This window comes from Nonomuraea indica, from assembly GCF_002850745.1.
GTDB classification, from domain to species: Bacteria; Actinomycetota; Actinomycetes; order Streptosporangiales; family Streptosporangiaceae; genus Nonomuraea; species Nonomuraea indica.
On record NZ_KZ559466.1, the window covers coordinates 458,692 to 475,994 of the forward strand.

The window sequence follows — 17,303 nt, forward strand, 5'->3', positions numbered from 1 at the left end:
CACGGGCGTGCGGATCGCGCCCGGCGTGACGCTCGTGCTCGACCGCGCGGGCCGTACCCCCACTCCAGAAGACGTCCATGCGGTGCTGGCCGCGGCCGGGCCGCTGCTGGCGGTGCTCGAAGAGAGGAATCTCGCATGAAGATCACTTCGCTCGAGCCGGCCCGGTGCCTGCCGGTTCCGGACGCCGGGTTCGGCGCGCTGCGGACCGAGCGCGGCAACCTGCCGCTCGAGAGCGTCGACGTGGCCGCCTCGATCAGCGGGCTCGTCGCCGGGGTGGAGGTCACGCAGAGCTTCCGCAACCCGTTCGACGTCACGCTGGAGGCCACGTACGTCTTCCCACTCCCCGACCGGGCGGCGGTGACGGCGTTCCGGATGGAAGCGGACGACCGGGTCATCGAGGGCGTGCTCAAGGAGCGCGGCCAGGCCAGGGCCGACTACGACCGGGCGCTGCGCGAGGGCCGGCGAGCGGCGATCGCCGAGGAGGACCGGCCGGACGTGTTCACGATCAGGGTGGGCAACATCCTGCCCGGCGAACGCGTCACGGTCCGGCTCTCGCTGAGCCAGCCGCTGCCGTACGAGGACGGCGCGGCGATGTTCCGTTTCCCGCTGGTCGTCGCCCCCCGCTACGTTCCCGGCGCCCCCCTCGACGGGCCGCCGGCGGGCGACGGCACGGCGCCCGACACGGACGCGGTGCCCGACGCGTCGCGGATCACGCCACCGGTGCTGCTGCCCGGCTTCCCCGACCCGGTGCGCCTGTCGCTGTCCGTGCGCGTTGACGCCGCCGGCCTGGACCTGCGGGAGCTGGCGTCCAGCCTGCACGTGGTCGAGGAGGAGGGCGACACGGTACGGCTGCGCCCCGGTGAGCGGCTCGACCGCGACTTCGTCCTGCGGCTGGCGTTCGAGGCGTCCACGGCGTTGCAGCTCGACGGGGCGGGCACGTTCGCGCTGACCGTCATGCCGCCGCCGGTGGCGGAGACGCGCGTGCCCCGCGACCTGGTGCTCCTGCTCGACCGGTCGGGCAGCATGGGCGGCTGGAAGATGGTCGCCGCCCGCCGCGCCGCCGCCCGCATCGTCGACACGCTCACCTCGGCCGACAGGTTCGCGGTGCTGACGTTCGACTCGGTGGTGGAGCAGGCGTTCGAGGGGCTGGTGGAGGCGTCGGACCGCAACCGCTACCGGGCCGTCGAGCATCTGTCCCGGGTGGACGCCCGCGGCGGCACCGAGCTGCTGGAGCCGCTGCGCCAGGCGGTGTCGCTGCTCGGCGGCGCCCGGCCGGACGGCCGAGAGCGGGTCGTGGTGCTCGTCACCGACGGCCAGGTGGGCAACGAGGACCAGATCCTGGAGCAGGCCGGCGGCGCGCTGTCGGCCATGCGGGTGCACGCGGTCGGCATCGACCGGGCGGTGAACGCCGGGTTCCTCGGGCGGCTGGCCGGGCTGGGCGCCGGGCGGTGCGAGCTGGTGGAGTCGGAGGACCGGCTCGACGCCGCGATGGACCAGATCCACCGCCGCATCGGCGCGCCGCTGGTGACGGACCTGTCGCTCAAGGGGCTCGACGTGGAGCCGGGCACGCTCACCCACCTGGGTTCGATCTTCCCGGGGGTGCCACTGCGGGTCTACGGCCGCCACCGGGGCGGCGGGTCGGTCACGGTGCGCGGCCTGGCGGCGGGCGCGCCCTGGGAGCAGCCGGTGGCGGGGACGGTCGTGGACAGCCCCGCCCTGCGCGCCGTGTGGGCGCGCGCGCACCTGCGCGAGCTGGAGGACCGCTACGCGATGGGCGAGCGGGAGCTGGAGGCGGAGATCGTCCGGGTCTCGCTGGAGTACGGGGTGCTGTGCCGGTTCACGGCGTACGTGGCGGTGGACACCCGCCAGGCGGCCGAGGGCGGGCCGGAGCACCGGGTCATCCAGCCGGTCGAGCCGCCGAGCGGGTGGGAGATGCCGTCCCAGGCTCCGGCGATGCCGAGCTTCATGGCGCAGGCGGCGGTGATGTCGGCGCCGCCCGCGTTCCGGGCCCCGGCGGCGCCCACGTTCGAGTCCGCGCTGGACGAGGCTCCCTTCGCGGGCGGCCCCATGGGCGCACCCGCCGCCCCTGGCGGCGCTCCGGTGACGCCGGGCGGTCCTCCTGCCGCCGGCGGTCCGGCGGGGCACGGCGGCGCCGGGCGGCCCGGTGGCGCCGGCGGGGCGGGAGACCGGGCGCCGCGGGGCCGGACGTTCGGCAGGCCCGTGCCGGCTCCGGCCCGCCGGTCACCGCACGGCCTGGATGCCGTCAAGCCTCAGCTCGTGGCGGAGCTCGACCGGCTCACGGCGTTGCGGGCGGCCGACGCCCTCTACCTCGCCGACCTGGGTTCCCGGCTGGCGGCGCTGGCGGCGTACCTCGGCGGTCACGCCGAGCTGGCCGAGCTGGCCCGCGAGCTGGAGGCGGCCGAGCGACCGGGCACGGACCTGGAGGCGTTGCGCGAGCGCGCCGTCGAGGTGCTGACCGCGCTGACCGTCGGCGGCCCGGCCCCGGAGCAACGCCGCCCCTTCTGGAAGCGCGGCTGAACCCTATGTCCCGTCCCGGCGCGTGGAAAGCGCGGCTGAGCCCTATGTCCCGTCTCGGCCCCGCCCGGGGCGGGACCCGGGCCTGAGCTGTGCGGAGAGGCCCATAGTCTGGGGCGGTGAGCACTCTTGTCCTGGACGGCGGCCTGGCCACCCATCTCGAAGCGCTCGGCGCCGACCTGAGCGACGAGCTGTGGTCGGCACGGCTCCTGCTGGAGGATCCCGACCTGATCCGACGCGTCCACGCCGACTACTTCGCGGCCGGTGCGCAGGTGGCCACGACCGCCGGCTACCAGGCGTCGATCCCCGGGTTCGTCCGGCGCGGGCTGGACGTGGCGCAGGCCGAGCGGCTCATCAGGCGTTCGGTCGAGCTGGCCGCGCAGGCCAGGGACGAGGCGGGCGGCGGGCTGGTGGCCGCCTCGGTCGGCCCGTACGGCGCCTACCTGGCCAACGGCGCCGAGTACACCGGCGACTACGACCTGGACGAGGAGGGCCTGCTGGCCTGGCACCGGCCCCGCTGGGAGATCCTCGCCTCCTCCGGGCCCGACCTGCTGGCCTGCGAGACCATCCCCTCCTATCCCGAGGCGCGGGCGCTGGCCCGCCTGCTGCGCGAGACGCCCTCGGTCAAGGCGTGGGTGAGCTTCTCCTGCCGCGACGGGGAACACCTCAACGACGGCACCCCGATCCGCGAGGCCGCCGCGCTGTTCGCCAGCGACGCGCAGGTGGTGGCCGTGGGGGTCAACTGCACCGCGCCCCGCCACATCCCGTCCCTGCTCGCCGCCCTGTCCGGCGGACTGCCCATCGTCGTCTACCCCAACTCGGGCGAGATCTGGGACGCCGAGCGGCGGCGCTGGCTGGGGCTGGCCGATCCGGCCGAGTTCGGGCAGGCGGCCAAGGAGTGGGAGCGGGCGGGCGCCTCGCTGATCGGCGGCTGCTGCCGCACCACTCCCGAGCACATCAAGCAGATCCGCGCCCACCTGGCCTGACACCGTCCCCGGCGGCGCCGGCAGCCGCCCGTCAGCGGGGCGGCCCGTCAGGCGGGACGCGGTGGCCCCACATCACAGTGCGCTCGGCGAGCCGATGTGCCCTTCCTCGTTGTGCCTGGGACAGGGCCGGCTGGCCGGAATCGACATACCCGCCTGAGACATCAGCGCACCTTACAGAGCCCTATCCGCGGATACCTGAGCATGCACATCGCCCTCTCAGGCGGGACGCCATGTCACGCGGACACGGTGGTCGGGGCCTTGCGGCGCTGCAGGGCGCCGTCGACGGACAGTGTGCCGCCACCGGTGAAGCCCACGGCGAGGCCGCCGGCGGCCAGCGCCAGCACGAACTCGTAACCGCCCTTGTCCACGGTGAACCCGTTGGCGAGGTGCACGAAGACGATCGCGCCCACCATGTCGAGCGCCAGCAGGGTGCCGACGATCGGCAGCGCCGCGCCCGCGATCAGCGCAAGCCCCCCGACGACCTCCAGCAGCGCGACGGCCGGTGCGGCCACGCCGGCGAGCGGTATGCCGACCGACTCGAAGAACTTCGCCGTGCCGGAGATGCCCATGGTGGCGAACTTCTGGTAGCCGTGCACGAGGAAGATCACGCCGATGGCCACGCGGGCGATCAGCAGCGCGACGGGACGGGCTTGGGCGATCATGAGCTCTCCTTCGAGTCGTTCAGTTTTTAACTACCGCCACTGTAGCTGGTCGTTCAAATCTGAACAACAAGTACACTGGGGCCCGTGACGGACACCCGGTGGCTCGACGAGACGGAGATGGCGGCCTGGCGCGCCTTCCTGTCCACCTCCCACCTCCTCGAACGACGCATCGAGGAGCAGCTGAAGGCGGCCGCGGGCCTCACCCACGCGCAGTACGAGATCCTGGTACGGCTCTCCGGCGCCCCCGGCCGCCAGATGCGCATGACCGAGCTGGCCAGGGGCGTGGTGGCGTCCAAGAGCGCGCTGACCTACCAGATCACCCAGCTGGAGAAGGCCGGCCTGGTGGAGCGGACCACCTGCCCGTCGGACGACAGGGGCGTGCTGGCGGTGCTCACCGAGACGGGCATGCGCTGCCTGGAGCAGATCGCGCCCGGCCACCTGGAGGTCGTCCGCCGCTACCTGATCGATCGGCTGACCCGCGAGGAGCTGGAGGTGCTGACGGCCGCCATGCGCAGGACCGAGGAGGCGCTGCGCGCCTGACGGACCGCCGGCGCGTCAGTGGCTGACAGCGCGTGTGCCCGGCGGTGCGTGTGCCCGGCGGCGTGGTCAGTGCTGGCTGCGTGGTCAGTGCCTGGCGGCGCGTCAGCGTCTGGCGGCGTGGTCAGTGCTTGGCGGCGCGGGCCGCGCGCTCCATCTCGACCTTGGCGCTGGCCGCGTACTTGTCCACGTACTCCTGCTCCGACAGCTCCATCAGCGCGTACATGATCTCGTCCGTGACGGCGCGCAGGACGAGCCGGTCGTCCTCCATGCCGTAGTAGCGGGAGAAGTCGAGCGGCTTGCCGAACCGGATTCCCGGCCGGATGCCGAGCTTGGGCACGGGACGGCCGGGCGGCATCATCTCGAACGTGTTGACCATCGCCCACGGGATGACGGGCGCGCGCGACTCCAGCGCGAGCCGGGCGACGCCGGTCTTGCCCTTGTAGAGGCGGCCGTCGGGCGAGCGGGTGCCCTCCGGGTAGATGCCGAGCACGTGACCCTCGCGCAGGATCCGCAGACCGGTGCGCAGCGCCGCCTCGCTGGCCTTGCCGCCGGAACGGTCGATCGGCACGGTGCCGACGCCGCTGAAGAACAGCCGCGTGAAGAAGCCCTTGACGCCACGCCCGGTGAAGTAGTCGGACTTGCCCAGGGAGATGACCTTGCGGCGCAGGTGCAGCGGCCCAAAGAAGTGGTCGGCGAAGGACAAGTGGTTGCCGGCCAGGATCGCGGGCCCCTGCTTGGGCACGTTGTCCACGCCTTCGGCCCACGGCCGGAAGATGATGTGGAGAAACGGCCCCAAGATGGCCTTGACGACCCAGTAGAACACCCGGCCACCCCTTCTCAGACCTATGTCGGCAAGCGTACGTCATCTTCGCATCTCAGGCCCGATGCTCCTACATCAGCTCTCGCACAAAACCCTTCGATCGTGCGACGATCGGGCAATTCCGGGATGAAATTCCTAGGAGGCGCTGTTATGCCGCTCATGCCAGGCGCGGAACCCTACCACCACGAAGCAGGCCAGATCGGCGTGCTGCTGTGCCACGGGTTCACCGGCACTCCCCAGTCGCTGCGCCCGTGGGGCGAGCATCTGGCCGCCCACGGAGTGAGCGTCTCGCTGCCCCGGCAGCCGGGTCACGGCACGACGTGGCAGGAGATGAACCGCACCCGCTGGGAGGACTGGTACGCCGAGCTGGAGAAGGCGTTCGAGGATCTCCGGGGCCGGTGCGCCGAGGTGTTCGTGGCGGGGCTGTCCCTGGGCGGCTGCCTGGCACTGCGGCTGGCCGAGGTGCACGGCGCCGCCGTCAGGGGGCTGGTGCTGGTCAATCCGTCGATCGCGAACGACGTGCCGCTGCTGAAGCTCGCGCCGCTGCTCAAGTGGTTCGTGGCGTCGGTGCCGGGGGTGGCCAACGACGTGAAGAAACCCGGGGTGGCCGAGCTGGCCTACCGGCGCACCCCCGTGAAGGCGGCCGCCACGCTGCCGGGGCTGTGGTCGCTGGTGCAGGCCGACCTGGCGAAGGTGGTGCAGCCGGTGCTGGTCTTCCACAGCGCCGACGACCACGTCGTGAAACCGACAAGCGTGGCGATCATTCGCCAGAGAGTGCCGCAGGCCACGATCGAGGAGCTCACCGATAGCTACCATGTTGCGACACTGGACAACGATGCCGACAGGATCTTTGCCGGAAGCCTCGACTTCATCCGGACACATGCCTCGGTACCCTTGCAGAGGGACTGATCGCACCCAGGGGGAAGTCGCGATCGCTGCGGAGAGGCCGATCTAGGTGACGCCCCAGAGTGACGAGGACGAGGTCTGGCGGCAGATCGTCGCGTCCTTCAACGACACGGCCGAGCGCGACTCGGCCGATCAGCCCTGGCCGGACAGCGAGAACGTCCCGGCCGAGCAGCAGGCCCGGCGGGTGGTCAGACCGGCCGAGACGGAGCACGACGACGACCACGCCGAGGCCGCGGCGGACGGCGACGAGGACGAGGGCCACTTCGAGCCCCCGCCCCCTCCCCCGCTGCCCAAGCTCGACCTGGTGACCAAGGTCGCCTGGGTGGCGCTGTTCGGCGGGCCCGCCTACCTGCTGGTGGCGGCGATGGCCGACTGGCAGATGGAGGGCTGGGCGCTGTTCACCGCCGTGGCGGCGTTCATCGGCGGCTTCGTGGCGCTGGTGGTGCGCATGGGCGACGGCCCGCCCGGCGACTCGGGCTGGGACGACGGCGCCGTCCTCTGAGCCGCTGCGTCTCCGAGCCGCTAGGAGTCCTTCGGCGGCGGGCTGCCCGTTCCGAAGGACTCGACCACGTCGGTGTAGCGGTCGCCGGTGTCGACGGCGTGGCCGACGGCCCACACCGCGCCCTTGCCCGTGAGGTAGGTGACGGCCTGCAGCCGCACGCTGTCCCTGCCGCGGGCCGCGCCGCCCCGGATGATCTCCCAGTCGCCCTTCTCGTAGCGCAGCATGAACGGCTCGGCCGGCTGTGCCGGGTCGTGGCCGGCGGCCCAGTAGCGGCCCTTGCCGTCGCCGGTCACCCCGTAGAGGCGGGATCCGGTGGCGGGCAGCGTCTCCCGCTTCCAGCGCTTGCCGTTCCACGACAGCACGAGCGGCTCCACGTCGCCCGGCCCGTGGTAGACGCCGCCGACGGCCACGGCCCGCTTGGAGCTGTCGGCCTGCACGTCACGCAGGTAGCCGCCCGGGATGTCGGGCACCGGCACGGCCTTCCAGGTGTCGCCCGACTCGTGCACGATCAGCGGCCGGGTGCCGGTGTCGCCCACGGCGAACCCGCCGTCCACCGCGTAGAGGGCGCCCGCCGACTCGGTCTCGCGGACCGTCCACCGGCCGTCCTCGCCGGTGACGATCAGCCCGACCATCTCGGTGCTGCGCTGGTCGCGGCTCTTGCCGCTGCCGACGGCCACCACCCGGCCGGTACGGGCGTCGACGCCGCCGAGCCAGTCGCCTCCCCACAGGCCGTCCACCCGAACCCGGGAGAACCCTCCGGTGTCGCCCTGGGCGAGGTAGGGCAGGCCGTCGACACCGTCGCCGATGGCCCACACTTCGGAGGCGGAGGCGGCGGCCACACCGCGCAGGTTGACCGCGCCGGTGGCGTCGCGGATGGCGACCTCGGCCCAGCGCGTGCCGTCCCAGTGGCGGATCGTGCCGCGGTTCTTCCACACGTCCCAGATCTGCTGCTGGCCCACCGCCCACACGTTGGTCGCGGAGACCGCGAGCACGTCGGAGAGCGAGCCGTCGGCGACGAGGCGCGCGCTCGTCGACTTCTCCCACGCCTCCACTGAGGCGGGGCGCGGTTCGGCATGCGCGGCGGGCGTGACCTGCGACCAGGCCACGGACGTCGCCAGGATCAAGGAGAGCGCACGCCGCTGAAAGCGACGGGTCATGAGCAAATGCTACGGCGTCACGTCCGCCCTCCCCGACCTCAGCCCCCTTCTCCCAGCTCAGCGACCACCGGAAGGTGGTCGGACGCGGCGATCAGGTCGGCTCCGGACACCGCGCCGCCCGCGCCGTCTCCCGCTCCGGGGCAGGCGCAGGACACCACGCGTGTGCCGCGCGCGGCGAACAGCGCGTCGATGCGCATCCGGGGACTGCGCGCGCTGAAGGTGAACCCGTCGCCCGCCGCCGCGGCCGGGTGACAGTCGACGAGCTGCGCGGCGAGGTAGCGCCAGGTGGGCTGGTGTGCCCGCTCGTTGATGTCGCCGCCGACCACCGCCGCCGCGCCGTGCTCCGCCGACACGCGCCGCATCACGGACATGATCTCCGTCGCGTGCCGCAGCCGGGCCGCACCGTGCAGGTCGAGGTGGACGGACCCGGCGGCGAGCCGCATCCCGTCCACCTCCACGACGGCGACCGCGAGCGCGCGTACCTGCAGGCCGGTGAAGAACCGCAGCACGCGGCTCTCGGCGTGCCGCACCCGGCAGCGCGGCCCGGCGAGCACGGCCACCCCGCCGAGCCGCGAGGCGGCGGCGACGCGCATCCCGCAGGCCCTGGCCAGCGCGGCGCGCCCGCCCCGCAGGTGGAGCGGGCCGGGCGCCTCCTGCAGGCAGAGCACGTCGGCCCGCAGCGCGGTAATGACGTGCACCAGCGCAGGCACGCTGTCCTTCATTCCCCGCACGTTGTAGGTGGCGATCCTCACCGTCACGGACGGACCGTACCTCCGTCAGCGGTGCCTGGCGAGGTCCGCCGCGCCCACGACACCGGCGGAGGCGCCCAGCTCGGCCAGGCGGATCTCGGCGACCGGGCGGTGTCCCCTCCCGGTCAGCCGCTGCTCGAACGTCTCACGCGCCCGGTCGAGGAAGAGGTCGGCGGCCCGGGACACGCCGCCACCGAGGATGAAGCAGCCCGGGTCGAGGATCGCGGCCAGGTCGGCCATGCCCTGGCCGAGCCAGTCGGCGAGGGCGCCGAACGCCTCCAGGGCGGCCTGGTCGCCGCGCCGCGCGGCCTCGGTGACCTCCTCGCCCTCGATCGTGCCGCCGGCCAGGCCGAGCAGGATCTCGGCGCGCTCGGGATGGGCGGCGGCGATCTCCCGGGCTTCGAGGACGAGCGCGTTGCCGCTGGCGTACTGCTCCCAGCAGCCGTGCTGGCCGCATCCGCACGGCCGGCCGCCGGGGACGACCTGCATGTGACCGAGCTCGGCGCCCATCCCCCAGTGCCCGCGGAACAGCCGCCCGTCGAAGACGAGCCCGCCGCCGATGCCGGTGCCGATCGTGATGCACACCACGTGGGACTGCCCGCGGCCGGCGCCGAACCTGGTCTCGCCCCACGCCATGGCGTTGGCGTCGTTCTCCACGACGACGGGCAGGCCGACCAGTCCGCTGATCTTCTTCTGCAGGGGCTCCTCGCGCCAGGCCAGGTTGGGCGCGAACCGCACGATCGAGCGGGTCTCGTCGACGAACCCGGCCGCGCCGACGCCGACGGCCTCGATCTCCCTGCCCTCGGCGAGCTCGCGGACGACGTCCGCGACCGTCTCCGCGACCAGGTCGGGCCGGTCGGCGGGGGTGGGCCTCAGCAGGTGCGCGACGATGGTGCCCTCGTCGTCCACCACGCCCGCGCCGACCTTGGTGCCACCGATGTCCACGCCGATCGTGAGCATTGCCTTCGTCCCCTTATCCCAGGTCGATGTGTTGCACGCTGTCGCGCCCGTGCTGATCATGCCCGGTGGCGGGGCCTTCATCACGGCGGGGGGTGCCCTGCCCGCCGCCGTCCTGCTCGCCGCCGGTGCGCGGCCCGCGGGGCGCGGGGCGGCTCAGCACGTCGAGGGTCTGGCGGAACGCGGCGAACAGCTCGCCGCCGGCCGCGACCAGGTGGGAGGTCACGTCGTTGCCCGACTCACGCTGCGCCGCGATGGCCCGGCAGACCGGGCAGGCGCGGCAGATGTACTCCTCCTCCGGCTCGGCGACCGCCTCGCCCCACACGTCGCGCTCCCGCCGCCCGCCGCCACCGCCGCCGGTGAACGAGCTGAGCACGGTGCGGCCGACGTGTCGGGTGGCGCGCCCCTGGATGGCGTCGAACAGCTTGCGCGCCTCGTCGGCGACGGTGCCGATCGGGTCGGCGTCTCTCCGGTCGTTGGTCTCGCTCATGTGGCCCTCCCTGCCTCTGGGACGCCCGCTGTGGTCACGTCGCCGCCGACCTCGTGCCTCGGTCGTCCGGGTTGGGCGTCGTGCCGGGTTCGTCCCCCGAGGTGAACCGTACCCGGAGCACGCCGTCGCGGAGCACCGCCCCACTGATCTCCCGGCGGGCCAGCGCCACCGGAAGCGCCAGGATCCGGCGGTACGGTCCCGCGGTGACGATCAGCTCGTCGCCCTTGCGGGCCAGATCGACGTCGGCCCGGTCGGCGCCGGGCAGGTCGAGGGCCAGCTCGTCGGCCGACAGCCGCAGCGGCCGGCGCACCGACGGCGGCCCGAAAGGGTCGGCCGCGCCGTAGAGAGCCTCGCCGACCGCGGCCAGCGCGGCCTCGCCGACCGGCTCGGCCGGCAGATAGGGGACGACGTGCACGGGCAGCGGCGCGAAGGACTCCTCCGCCTCGGCCAGCAGCCGGGACTGGGCGGCCACCCACTGGGCGCGCCACTCGTCGGCGCCGCCGGGCGGGAAGACCCGGTTGGCGACGACGGCGTCGACCCGGTAGCCGTACAGGTTGAGCGAGGTGAGCGTGCGTCTCGCCTCGGCGAGCACCACGGACTCGGGCGTGAGCACGAGCCGCACGGACGCCCGGTCGCCGGTGAGCAGCCCGCGCACCTCCATCAGCCCGCGGTGCAGCCGCTCACCCGCGCTCATGACCTCCTCGCCGGGCGCGCTGACGCGGGCGACCCCTCGCACGAACGGCGACGCCAACCGCATGATCCGTCGGCCGAGCGGCATGAGCCTGCTCATGTGCCAGTCGAGCGCCTCGGGCAGCGCCAGCAGCCGCAGGGTCTCGGCGGTGGGCGCGCAGTCGACCACGATGACGTCCCACGTGCCGGCGCGCGCGTGCTCGCGCAGCTCCAGCAGGGCGATGACCTCCTCGGCGCCGGGCAGGACGGTGATCTCCTCGGAGGTGACCTCGTCCAGCCCCAGCTCCGCCAGCAGGCCGCGGGCGTAGTCGCGCAGCTCGCCCCAGTGGCGTTCCATCGACCGCTGGGTGTCCACCTGGCGCAGGTGCAGGCCGGGCGCGATCTCGCCCGGCTCGGCGGCCAGCGCGTCGGCCAGCGAGTGGGCGGTGTCCGTGGAGACGACGAGCGTCTTCAGGCCCCTGCGGGCGGCCAGGGTCGCGGTCGCCGCCGCGGCGGTCGTCTTGCCGACGCCGCCCTTGCCGGTGAAGAGCAGGACGCGCGGGCTCACGTCAGCGTCCTTCGACGCGCTTCTTGAGGCCCTTGAGCGCGGTGTCCACGATGACCTTCTCGGCCTTGCGCCTGAGCATGCCGATCATCGGCACCTTGACGTCGACCGCCAGCTCGTAGGTCACCTCGGTGCCACCGCCCGCCTCGGCGAGCCGGTAGCTCCCGTCGAGCTCGGCGACCATCTTGCCCTGCTCCACCACGTGCCAGGTGACGCTCTCGTCGCCGTGCCACGTGTAGCCGAGGGTGTAGGTGTCGTTGATCACGCCCGCGTCGAGGACGAACCGCACCGTCTCGGGCCGGCCGTCGGCGCCGGTGCCGAGCACCTCGGCGCTCCTGACCTGGCCGGCCCATTCGGGATAGGCGGCGAAGTCCGCGATGACCGTCATCACACGCGCGCGGTCGGCGCCGATGGTGATGCTCGAACTGGTGCGATCAGCCATGCGACCACCGTAGTGCACAAACCGCTACTTGCGGCGGACCGCTGAACGCGGCCCACCGTAGTGCACAAACCGCTACTCGCGGCGGACCGCCGGACACGGCCGATCCCTGGCCCCCGTCACCATTCGAGGACGTGAGGGACGCCGCGGCCGCGGAAGTGGCCGACGTTGACGCACTCGGTGCGGCCGATGCGGGTACGCCGGCACAGGGGCTGGTGCACGTGGCCGAACAGGGCGTAGCGCGGCTGCGTCCGCCTGATCGCCGCCAGCGTCGCCTCGCTGCCCCGCTCCAGGCGCCGGGCCACCACGTCGTACAGCAGTTCGGGCACCGCGGGCGGGATGTGCGTGCACAGCACGTCGACCTCGCCCAGCGCCTCCACCTTGGCCGCGTACTCCTCGTCGTCGATCTCGTACGGCGTGCGGTAGTCGGTCCGCAGCCCCCCGCCGACGAACCCGAACCGCCAGCCGCCGATCTCCGTGACCTCGCCGTCGAGCACCCGGTGCCCGGGGCGCAGGTAGTCGGGCCACAGCCGCGGGATGTCGACATTGCCGTAGGTGAGGTAGGCGGGCTCGGGCATCGCGGTGAAGAGCTGGTCGTACTGGGCCCGCACGCTGCGCTCGATGTGGTCGCGCGGGTCGCCGCCGAGGGTGGCCCACAGGCGCGCCGACATGGCCCTCGCCTCGTCGAACCGCTTGGCGGTCCGCAGCGCGACGAACTCCGCCGCCCGCTCCGCGCCGAACAGGTCGGCGAAGATCCCCTGGGCGTGGTCGTGGTAGTCGACGAACAGGATGAGGTCGCCCAGGCACACGAGCGCGTCGGCTCCGTCGCCCGCTCGCGCCAGGGCGTCGGCCCGGCCGTGCACATCACTGACGACGTGGACCCTCATGCGGGGAATCCTATGCATGACGGCTGCTAGCGTGATGAATGCCCTTGATAACGCCTGGATGTCGGGGCTACCGGCGCGTAACTTATCGCGGTAACGTCCAGGCCGTCCCCGAAGCGTGCACCCGGAGGAGTTGGTCCGTGCGCGAGTACAGCGTTCCCGTGCTGGTGGATGTGCCTGCCACCGCGAGCCTGCCCGACACGATCTTCGCGCGGGGTGAGCGGGAGCCCGGCACCGTGGTCATGCGCCGCAAGGACGGCGGCGCCTGGGTCGCCGTGACGGCCGCCGAGCTGCGCGACCAGGTCGCGGCGCTGGCCCGGGGGCTTGTCGCGGCGGGGGTGGAGCACGGCGACCGGGTGGCGCTCATGTCGCGCACCCGCTACGAGTGGACCCTGATCGACTACGCCATCTGGTCGGTGGGCGCGGTGACCGTGCCGATCTACGAGACGTCCTCCACCGAGCAGGTGCGCTGGATCCTGTCCGACAGCGGCGCCAAGGCGGCCTTCGTCGAGCTGGACCGGCACGAGGAGACGGTGCGGGAGGCCGCGCCCGACCTGAAGGACGTCTGGCGGGTCGAGGCGGCGCTCGACGGGTCGATCGACGGGTCCGGGACGCCGGACGAGGTGCTGCGCGAGCGCAGGGAGCGGGTGTGCGGCGCCGACCTGGCGACGCTCGTCTACACCTCCGGCACCACCGGCCGGCCCAAGGGCTGCCGCATCACGCACGACAACCTGCTCTACACCGCCCGCAACGTGCTGGCGGGACCGCTGGAGCCGCTGTTCACCACGAAGGACCCGGCGGCGCTGTTGTTCCTGCCGCTGGCGCACATCCTCGCCCGCATGATCCAGGTGGTGCTCGTCGAGGCGGGCGCCGTGCTGGCCCACACGCCGAACATGAAGAACGTGGCTCCCGACCTGGTCGAGTTCAAGCCGACGTTCCTGCTCGGAGTGCCGCGGGTCTTCGAGAAGGTCTACAACGGCGCCGAGCAGAAGGCGATCGCCGGCGGCAAGGGCGCGATCTTCGCCCGCGCGGTGGACGTGGCGGTGGCCTGGAGCCGCGCCGAGGGGTCGGGCGGCGCCGGGCTGGGGCTGCGCCTGCGCCGGGCGGTGTTCGACCGGCTCGTGTACGCCAAGCTGCGGGCGGCCACCGGCGGCCGCCTGTCGGCGGCCGTCTGCGGCGGCTCCGCGCTGGGTGAACGGCTCGGCCACTTCTTCAGGGGCGTCGGGATCGAGATCTTCGAGGGGTACGGCCTGACGGAGACCTCGGCCCCGTCCGCGGTCAACATGCCGGGCGCCAACAAGATCGGCACGGTCGGCAAGCCGCTGCCCGGCGCGACGCTGGCCATCGCCGACGACGGGGAGATCCTCGTCAGGGGCCGGCACGTGTTCGCCGGCTACTGGAACAACGACCAAGCCACGGCGGAGGCGATCGACGCCGAGGGCTGGTACCACACGGGCGACATCGGGACGCTCGACGCCGACGGCTACCTGACCATCACCGGCCGCAAGAAGGAGATCCTGGTCACCGCCGCCGGCAAGAACGTCGCGCCCGGGCCGCTGGAGGACTCCCTGCGCGCCCATCCGCTGATCTCCCAGGCGGTGGTCGTCGGCGACGACAAACCGTTCGTGGGCGCGCTGATCACCCTGGACCCGGAGGCGCTGGAGCCGTGGGCGGCGGCCAACGGCCGGCCGGGGGCCGGCGCCGCGGAGCTGCGCTCCGACCCGCGGATCCTGGCCGAGGTGCAGGGGGCGGTGGACCGGGCCAACGCCCTGGTGTCGAAGGCCGAGCAGATCAAGAAGTTCGCCGTCCTGGACGCCGACATCACCGAGGAGAGCGGCCACCTGACGCCCACCCTGAAGATCAAGCGCAACGTTGTGATGCGCGACTTCGCCGCCGAGGTCGAGGCGCTCTACCACTCCTGACCCGCACCACTCCGGGACCGGCGCCGGTCCCGGCCCGCACCGGTCCCGGCCCGCGCCGGTTCCCCGCCCGCGCCGACCGACCGGCCGGCCGTCACTCCAGCAGGGTGTGGAAGCGGGCGGCGACCCGGTCCCAGGTCCACTCACGGGTGATCCAGTCGCGCCCGCCCGCGCCGAGCTTGCGGCCCCGATCGGGGTTCGCGAGCAGTTCCACCAGGGCGGCGGCCGGCTCGGCCGGGCCGGTCCCGTCGACGACGAGGCCGGTCTCGCCCTGCAGGACGGCGTCGGGAGCCCCGCCGGACGCCCCGGCGATCACGGGCAGGCCGGTGGCCGAGGCCTCCAGGAAGACGATGCCGAGCCCCTCGACGTCGATCCCGCCCAGGCGGGTGCGGCACGGCATGGCGAACACGTCGCCCGCCGCGTAGTAGCCGGGCAGGTCGGCCGCCGGAACGGTGCCGGTGAAGCGCACCGACTCCCGCCCGCGCGCCAGCCGCTCCAGGGTACGGCGGTACGGCCCGCCGCCCACCAGCAGCAGCACCGCGTCGGGCACCGTCCGCAGCACCTCGGGCCAGGCCCGGATGAGCTGGTCCTGCCCCTTGCGCGGCACCAGCCTGGACACGCACACCACCACCGGCCGGCCCGCCAGGCCGAGCCGCGCCTTGGCGGTCTCCGGGTCGGCCGGCGGCCGGAAGACGTCCGTGTCGACACCGGGGGCGAGCCGGACGAGCTTGCCGGGGTCGACGACCGCGGCCAGCCGGGCGCGCGTGTACTCGCCGAGATAGGTGACCACGTCGGCGTGCTCACCGATGCGGCGCAGCACCCGGCGGAACCCGGGCGCGCCCGCCCAGGCCGCTTCGTGGCCGTGGGTGAGCATGACGACGCGCCGGGCCCCCGCCGCGCGCACGGCGGGGGCGAGCAGCCCGAGCGGGGCCGCCGCGCCGAACACGACGGTGCTCGCGCCGTGCCCGGCCACCAGCCGGGCCGCCGTACGGGCGACGGCGGGCGTGGGCAGCATGAGCGAGGTCGGGTGGCGCACGACCGGGTACGGCTGGCGGCCGTCGAACTCGGCGCACCCCTTCCAGGCCGGCGCGTAGACGGCCACGCCGGGGGTGCGCAGCGCCAGGCCGTGCACGAACGACTGGATGCCGCCCGGCCGGGGCGGGAAGTCGTTGGTCACGACGAGCACCCGTACCTCCCCCGCGGGGCCCGCTGCCGGCGGGGTCACGGCTGCGGAACGCCGTTCAGGCGCGCCCAGGCGCGGGCCAGGGCGATGCGTTCGGGCGCGGTCGGGTGGGATCCATGCAGGACATACTCCACGACATCCGGCGACAGGTCGGACAGGTTGGTGGTGGCCAGGCGTTTCTGCATGGCGACGAACGCGGCGGGCGCCCGGGTGAGGTCGAGGGCGTGCACGTCGGCGCGGGCCTCGACGTGGCGGCTGACGAGGTTCTGCGCCGGGCCGGACAGCACACCCGCCAGGGTGACCAGGCCCAGGAGCACCCCCGCCGCCCTCGGGTCGGCCATGGACGCGACCCCGGCGCGCCGGGACGCCGGGCCGGACAGCGCGAACAGCAGGACGGCGCCTGCCGCCGCGCCCAGCGCCCCGACAAGCGTGCCGCTGAGCACGTCGTCGTGGGCGGCGTGGCCGAGCTCGTGGGCCACGATCAGCTCCACCTCCGGCCGCGGCGCCGCCAGGAGGGTGTCGTAGACGACGATCCGGCGGGTCGCGCCGAAGCCGGACACGTAGGCGTTGAGCGCGGTGGTGCGCCGGGAGGCGTCGGCGACCAGCACGTCCTCGACCGGCACCCCGTCGCGGTCGGCCATCGCCAGCAGGCTGGACCGCAGCGGGCCGTCCGGCATGGGGCGGAAGTCGTTGAACAGCGGCTCGAACAGCACCGGGTAGACGAACGAGGCGGTCACGGTCAGGGCGAACGCCCCGGCGGCCGCCGGGATCCACCACCGCCTGGCCCTGCGGGCCAGCGCCACGACGGCGAGGACCATGACGGACGTCAGGACGACGCTCACGCCGATGCTCTTGAGCCGGTCGCCTGTCCACGCCGCCCAGTCCTGCGTGGACAGGCCCCACTCGCGCAGCCGGATCTCGTACCAGACTCCGAGCGGCCAGCGCAGGACCTGCAGGATCACGGTCAGCAGCAGCACCCCCGTCAGGACCCGCAGCCACCACGGGCCCCGGAGCCGGCCGAGCAGCCGGGCGCCGAGCGGGGTGAGCACCAGCAGCCCCGCGAACAGCAGGCCGAGCCCGTACGCCAGGTGGCCCGGCGGGCTGACCGCGGCGTCGAACGCGGCGGCCCTGGCGAGCTGGGCGGAGGTGAAATCGCGGGCCGGGTCGGGGGCCGGCGGCAGCTCCAGCCACGGGGTGGTGAACGCCACCACGGCGAGGAGCAGCCCGCCGAGCACGGCCAGCGCCACCCCGGCCTCGTGTCCGAACCGGTCCCGCGCGGGCGCCTCGTGACCGGGCCGGTCCCGCGGGTCGCCCTGCCGGCGCTCGTCCATCGTGTCGGT

17 protein-coding genes are annotated in these 17,303 nt (G+C 73.7%); 6 read left to right on the top strand and 11 right to left on the bottom strand.

Translation table 11 applies throughout. The annotated features are described in order from the left end of the window. Positions 1-135 precede the first annotated feature (135 nt). A complete protein-coding gene (locus CXR44_RS02135) occupies positions 136-2,538 on the top strand; it encodes a VIT domain-containing protein (protein WP_219601637.1) in 2,403 nt (800 codons plus the stop codon). 116 nt (positions 2,539-2,654) lie between these two features. Then, positions 2,655-3,521 carry a homocysteine S-methyltransferase gene (mmuM, locus tag CXR44_RS02140; protein WP_101783107.1) on the top strand — a complete coding sequence of 289 codons (867 nt, stop codon included), beginning with the start codon at positions 2,655-2,657 and terminating at the stop codon, positions 3,519-3,521. A 233-nt stretch (positions 3,522-3,754) separates the two neighbouring features. Here the strand turns inward: mmuM and CXR44_RS02145 are convergent, their stop codons facing one another. Further along, a complete protein-coding gene (locus CXR44_RS02145) occupies positions 3,755-4,183 on the bottom strand; it encodes a DoxX family protein (RefSeq protein WP_101783108.1) in 429 nt (142 codons plus the stop codon). An 84-nt stretch (positions 4,184-4,267) separates the two neighbouring features. On the opposite strand from CXR44_RS02145, the gene CXR44_RS02150 reads away from it, so the two are divergent. Further along, a complete protein-coding gene (locus tag CXR44_RS02150) occupies positions 4,268-4,723 on the top strand; it encodes a MarR family winged helix-turn-helix transcriptional regulator (protein ID WP_101783109.1) in 456 nt (151 codons plus the stop codon). Positions 4,724-4,844: 121 nt separating this feature from the next. Here CXR44_RS02150 and CXR44_RS02155 read toward each other — a convergent pair whose 3' ends face one another. Further along, entirely contained in the window at positions 4,845-5,546 is a 702-nt protein-coding gene (locus tag CXR44_RS02155; RefSeq protein ID WP_101783110.1) for a lysophospholipid acyltransferase family protein, read from the bottom strand. 147 nt (positions 5,547-5,693) lie between these two features. Here CXR44_RS02155 and CXR44_RS02160 point away from each other — a divergent pair, with 147 nt between their 5' ends. Next, complete coding sequence (locus CXR44_RS02160) at positions 5,694-6,452, top strand: alpha/beta hydrolase (RefSeq protein ID WP_101783111.1); 759 nt, start codon at positions 5,694-5,696, stop codon at positions 6,450-6,452. Between the two features lie 46 nt (positions 6,453-6,498). Next, positions 6,499-6,951 carry a hypothetical protein gene (locus CXR44_RS02165; RefSeq protein ID WP_101783112.1) on the top strand — a complete coding sequence of 151 codons (453 nt, stop codon included), beginning with the start codon at positions 6,499-6,501 and terminating at the stop codon, positions 6,949-6,951. A gap of 20 nt (positions 6,952-6,971) precedes the next feature. On the opposite strand, the gene CXR44_RS02170 is transcribed toward CXR44_RS02165, so the two are convergent. The 7 genes from CXR44_RS02170 to CXR44_RS02200 all read right to left on the bottom strand — a co-directional run bounded on the left by CXR44_RS02170 (position 6,972) and on the right by CXR44_RS02200 (position 12,864). Beyond that, entirely contained in the window at positions 6,972-8,108 is a 1,137-nt protein-coding gene (locus CXR44_RS02170) for a hypothetical protein (protein WP_144069829.1), read from the bottom strand. Between the two features lie 38 nt (positions 8,109-8,146). Beyond that, positions 8,147-8,866 carry an endonuclease/exonuclease/phosphatase family protein gene (locus tag CXR44_RS02175; protein WP_101783114.1) on the bottom strand — a complete coding sequence of 240 codons (720 nt, stop codon included), beginning with the start codon at positions 8,864-8,866 and terminating at the stop codon, positions 8,147-8,149. An 18-nt stretch (positions 8,867-8,884) separates the two neighbouring features. Then, a complete protein-coding gene (locus tag CXR44_RS02180; protein ID WP_101783115.1) occupies positions 8,885-9,817 on the bottom strand; it encodes an ROK family glucokinase in 933 nt (310 codons plus the stop codon). 13 nt (positions 9,818-9,830) lie between these two features. Beyond that, positions 9,831-10,304 carry a DUF5304 family protein gene (locus tag CXR44_RS02185; RefSeq protein ID WP_101783116.1) on the bottom strand — a complete coding sequence of 158 codons (474 nt, stop codon included), beginning with the start codon at positions 10,302-10,304 and terminating at the stop codon, positions 9,831-9,833. Positions 10,305-10,338: 34 nt separating this feature from the next. Beyond that, a complete protein-coding gene (locus CXR44_RS02190) occupies positions 10,339-11,541 on the bottom strand; it encodes an ArsA family ATPase (protein WP_101783117.1) in 1,203 nt (400 codons plus the stop codon). Position 11,542: 1 nt separating this feature from the next. Continuing rightward, positions 11,543-11,980, bottom strand: a complete 438-nt coding sequence (locus CXR44_RS02195) for an SRPBCC family protein (RefSeq protein WP_101783118.1) — start codon at positions 11,978-11,980, stop codon at positions 11,543-11,545. Positions 11,981-12,096: 116 nt separating this feature from the next. After that, positions 12,097-12,864 carry a metallophosphoesterase family protein gene (locus tag CXR44_RS02200; RefSeq protein ID WP_101783119.1) on the bottom strand — a complete coding sequence of 256 codons (768 nt, stop codon included), beginning with the start codon at positions 12,862-12,864 and terminating at the stop codon, positions 12,097-12,099. A gap of 137 nt (positions 12,865-13,001) precedes the next feature. Here CXR44_RS02200 and CXR44_RS02205 point away from each other — a divergent pair, with 137 nt between their 5' ends. Then, positions 13,002-14,783 carry an AMP-dependent synthetase/ligase gene (locus tag CXR44_RS02205; RefSeq protein ID WP_101783120.1) on the top strand — a complete coding sequence of 594 codons (1,782 nt, stop codon included), beginning with the start codon at positions 13,002-13,004 and terminating at the stop codon, positions 14,781-14,783. Between the two features lie 91 nt (positions 14,784-14,874). Here CXR44_RS02205 and CXR44_RS02210 read toward each other — a convergent pair whose 3' ends face one another. Further along, positions 14,875-15,966 carry a glycosyltransferase family 4 protein gene (locus CXR44_RS02210; protein ID WP_281260231.1) on the bottom strand — a complete coding sequence of 364 codons (1,092 nt, stop codon included), beginning with the start codon at positions 15,964-15,966 and terminating at the stop codon, positions 14,875-14,877. Positions 15,967-16,001: 35 nt separating this feature from the next. Then, positions 16,002-17,294: a M48 family metallopeptidase gene (locus CXR44_RS02215; RefSeq protein ID WP_101783122.1), complete on the bottom strand. Its 1,293-nt coding sequence runs from the start codon at positions 17,292-17,294 to the stop codon at positions 16,002-16,004. Between the last annotated feature and the right edge of the window lie 9 nt (positions 17,295-17,303).